Below are 3,854 nucleotides of genomic sequence, written 5' to 3'. Positions count from 1 at the left end.
AGTTGCGGGACGGGCTCGTGAGGAGCACGTCGACGGCGGCAATCAGGCGGGTCATTCTCACTTCTTCTTCGAGGGGATTGGGTTGTCGTGGGGCGCGGTCGAGGTCGAGCCCCGGACGATGAGCTGCGACCCGAGCCGCACGGCTTCTGCCGGGCGCGGCTTGCCGGCGAGCTGCTCGAGGAGGAGATCGAGGGCGAGCGTCCCCCCGCGTTCGATGGCGATCCGCACCGACGTCAGCCCGGGCTCCGCTGCGGCCGCGATGTCGAGGTCGTCGATCCCGACCACGCTGAGGTCCTCCGGGCAGTGGCGGCCGAGCTGGCGGGCGCCGGCGAGCAGCCCCACCGCCACGAGGTCGTTGTAGGCGATGGCGGCCGTGGCGCCGCTCGCGACGACGGGAGCCGCAGCCGCCGCGCCGCCGTCGACCGTCGCATTCTGGTGGCCCACGGTGACGAGCCCGATCTCCCACTCCGCGCACAGCCGCTTCACCTCGTCCAGCCGCTGGGCGTCAGCCCATGACGACGGCGGCCCTGGCACGTAGGCGAGCCTGCGGTGCCCGAGGGCGAAGAGATGCTCGACGGCCTGCCGGAGCCCCTCGCCCGCATCGAGGAGCACGCTCGGCATGCGCTCCGCTTCGCCGTTGACGACGACGGCCGGCACCGCCCCGGCGAGGCGCCGGAGTTCGTCGGGCGGCAGGCGCGGAGAGCAGAGGACGACGCCGTCCGCGGCCGCCGCGAGGGCGGCGACCTGCTCGCGCTCGCGGTCCGCCGACTCGGCCGTGTCCGCGAGGAGCATGCGGTGCCGCCCGGGCCACGCGCGTTCTTGGAGCGCCTTGATGAGCGCGGCGAACACGGCGTTGGCGATGTCCGGGACGACGACGCCGATCGTACGGGAGCCGCCGTGCCCGGGGACCTCGTAGCCGAGCTCCTCCGCGGCGGCAACTACCTTGTGGCGCGTCTCGGCGGCAAGCCTGGCAGGGTCACTGAAGGCCCTCGACGCGGTCGCGAGGGAGACGCCGGCCCGCTTGGCGACATCGGTGAGCGTCGCAGGCATGGGACTCCTCAATCCGGTGTCGACAAGATTTGTGCAACTTTATCAGAGCTCTTTCATTCCCGGCGAGCTATCGAAAGAGGTGAAGTCTATTTCACGATATGGAAACGCGATTCCCCCTTGTGAAATAGTACGGCTCGGGCCTACTCTGGAAGCGTTCAGACAACGTGAGGCAGTTCACAGCGAACGCCTCCTCCCCACGAGAATGGCACTCCCGTGAACCCCACCCCCCTTAGCGCGCTGAAGGCGAGTTCGGCGCGCGGCGAGACCCGGCAGCGTGGCCGGGGCTCTCGTCTCCTGATCGCCCGTGTGGCCCCCATTCCGAAGGCCGCACGCGGCCGTCGGGCGGGGTCGTGGCCACAAGCCCCGGGCTCAGGAATCACTCGTTTCTCCCACTGATTCCCGCGAAGCCCTAGGAGCTTGCTGTGTCGTCTCAGCTTTCCAAGAAGTCCCCTCATCTCGGCAGGAAGCACCACCCCCACCCCGAGGTCCAGACTGCGCCACTCTCCCGGCCGCGCGGCAAAGCGCGCTGGAGCATCGCCCTGCTCATGGGCTTCGGCATTCTCATCAACTACGTCGACCGCCTCTCGATCTCGGTGACCCAGAAGCCCCTGACCCACGACTTCGGACTCACCGCCACCGAGTTCGGCATCCTCTCGTCAGCCTTCCTGTGGTCGTACGCGATCATGCAGATCCCGTCGGGGATGCTCCTCGACCGGTTCGGCGTGAAGAAGATCTGGGGCGGCAGCGCGATCCTGTGGACCATCGCATCGGTTCTCACCGCCGTCGCCTCGGGTGCGTGGATCATCGTCATCGCCCGGATCCTGCTCGGCGTCGCCGAGGCCCCCGCTTTCCCCGGCGCGATGAAGGCCACTGGCCAATGGTTCCCGCGGCATGAGCGCGGCCTCTGCACCGCAATCTTCGACAGCGGCACGCGTCTCGCCAACGTCATCGGGCTCCCGCTCATCGCGTTCACGGTCGCAACGTGGGGCTGGCGCGAGGCGTTCTGGCTCCAGGCGGCACTCTCGGTCGTGTTCCTCGTCGCGTTCCTGTGGCGCTACACGGGCCCGAAGGCGCGCCTCGCGAAGGGCCGCATGACCGACGAGGAGTACGGCTACATCGTCGACGGCGGCGCGTCGAGCGAAGAGATCCGCCCTTCGAGCGACTGGGCCACCGTCGGCTACCTCCTGAGGCAGCGCAAGGTCTGGGGCCTCTCGCTCGGGCTCGCCGGCGCCGGCTACGTGCTGTGGATGCTGCTCACGTGGCTTCCGGGATACATGCAGACGAGCATGAACCAGAGCGTGCTGCAGAGCGGCATCTACGCGGCGGTTCCGGCCTTCGCGATGTTCGTCTCCGAGATGACCATCGGCGGCTGGTGGGTGGACCGCGTGATCGGCCGCGGCGCGAACCCCGACAAGGTGCGCAAGGGGATCCTCGTGGCGGGCATGATCGTGGCCCTCTTCACTGTCGGGGCGGCCTTCAGCAACACTCCCGTCGTGGCGATCATCTGGATCGCCGTCGGCAGCGCTGGAATCGCCCTCGTCTACGTCACGAGCAACTCGCTCCCGGCGCTCATCGCCCCGGAGGGCAGCGCTGGCTCGCTCGCGGCCATCGTGAACTGCGTGAACCTCCTCGCGGGCGTCGCGGCCCCGATCGTGACGGGCTTCGTCGTCGACACGACCGGGCACTTCTTCTACGCGTTCCTCATCGGCGGCATCGCGCTCGTCGGCGGCCTCGCCTCGTACGTCCTGCTCATGGGGAGGATCGAGCCGATCCCGGCGCGCGGCGTCGTCCGTGAACCGGTCGAGGGGTAGCCACCTCGAAATTCCCTCCCACGAAGGGGCCCGGTGCGAACTGGGCCCCTTTTTGCGCCCGAGGGGGCTAATCTCAAAGGGATGACTCTGGAACCCCACGTCCTGCGTGAGCTCGCCATGCAATTGCGCGAGCTCGCTGGGGTGCCCGACCGCGGGGCCGTCGCGCTTCCGGAGCTTGCGCCAGCGAAGGCGCGGGCCGCGGAGGAGCCGTTTTCCGCCGTCGAACTCCGCCCCGAATTCCAACGCCGCCTTTCCGCCGTCGCCGACTTCAAGGCCGCGAACGGCCGCCTTCCCCAGACGGGCGGCATCATCACCCCCGCCGAGCGCTCGCTCGGTGTCTGGCTCCTGCGCCAGCGTCGACGGGACCAGGCCGGGCGGCTCCCCGATCCCGAGAAGAGCGCCCTCGCTACGGCACTCGGCCCAGCCTGGGTCCTCCCGCCCGGCGACGCGTGGTGGGCGGAGAACAGCGCGGCCGGGTTGGACGAGGCGCGGCCCCGGCGGCGGAACCGCGCGACCCCCGACGACGAGCGCCATCGTGCCCCCTGGTCTCCGGAGGAGGAGGCCCTCGTGCTCGACGAGGACCTCTCGATCGCCGAGATCGCGGCCAAAATCGGTCGCACGCACGCGGCCGTCAGGAACCGGCGGCAGATCCTCCGCTCGGCGAGCCGCCGGACTTGGTGAGAGGCGGGCCGATCAACTGGCCGCAGTTCCGCCGGTAGGCCCCATTTCCGCCGGTTGGCCGCATTTCCGCCGGTGGGCCGCGTTTACGCCGGTTTGCGGGCGGTTCCGCCGGTGGGCCGCATTTCCGCCGGTGGGAGCCCCCTCCTTTGCGGTGATACCCCTTCCCCGATGCAGTTCCGCCGGTTGGCCGCAGGTCCGTTGGTGGAGCCGGCCCCAGATCAGCCGGTTTGCTGGCAGTTCCGCCGTAGGCCGCATTTCCGCCGGTTGGCCGCAGTTCCGCCGTAGGCCGCATTTCCGCCGGTTGGCCCCATT

3 protein-coding genes are annotated in these 3,854 nt (G+C 69.7%); 2 read left to right on the top strand and 1 reads right to left on the bottom strand.

The genetic code is table 11. The features are described 5' to 3' along the window. Positions 1–57 precede the first annotated feature (57 nt). A complete protein-coding gene (locus tag V7053_RS18200; RefSeq protein ID WP_334173671.1) occupies positions 58–1,050 on the bottom strand; it encodes a LacI family DNA-binding transcriptional regulator in 993 nt (330 codons plus the stop codon). 422 nt (positions 1,051–1,472) lie between these two features. On the opposite strand from V7053_RS18200, the gene V7053_RS18195 reads away from it, so the two are divergent. Continuing rightward, entirely contained in the window at positions 1,473–2,861 is a 1,389-nt protein-coding gene (locus V7053_RS18195) for an MFS transporter (RefSeq protein WP_334173670.1), read from the top strand. Positions 2,862–2,942: 81 nt separating this feature from the next. Further along, entirely contained in the window at positions 2,943–3,542 is a 600-nt protein-coding gene (locus tag V7053_RS18190) for a helicase associated domain-containing protein (RefSeq protein WP_334173669.1), read from the top strand. The last annotated feature ends 312 nt before the right edge of the window (positions 3,543–3,854 follow it).

This window comes from Sinomonas sp. (assembly GCF_036848755.1).
Lineage (GTDB): Bacteria > Actinomycetota > Actinomycetes > Actinomycetales > Micrococcaceae > Sinomonas.
This window is presented reverse-complemented; position numbering and strand designations above follow the sequence as displayed.

What these genes read in the sequence shown, in the direction of transcription:
- V7053_RS18200 (WP_334173671.1), bottom strand. Translation starts at nt 1,050, where the DNA reads ATGCCTGCGACGCTCACCGATGTCGCCAAGCGGGCCGGCGTCTCCCTC.
- V7053_RS18190 (WP_334173669.1), top strand. Translation starts at nt 2,943, where the DNA reads ATGACTCTGGAACCCCACGTCCTGCGTGAGCTCGCCATGCAATTGCGC.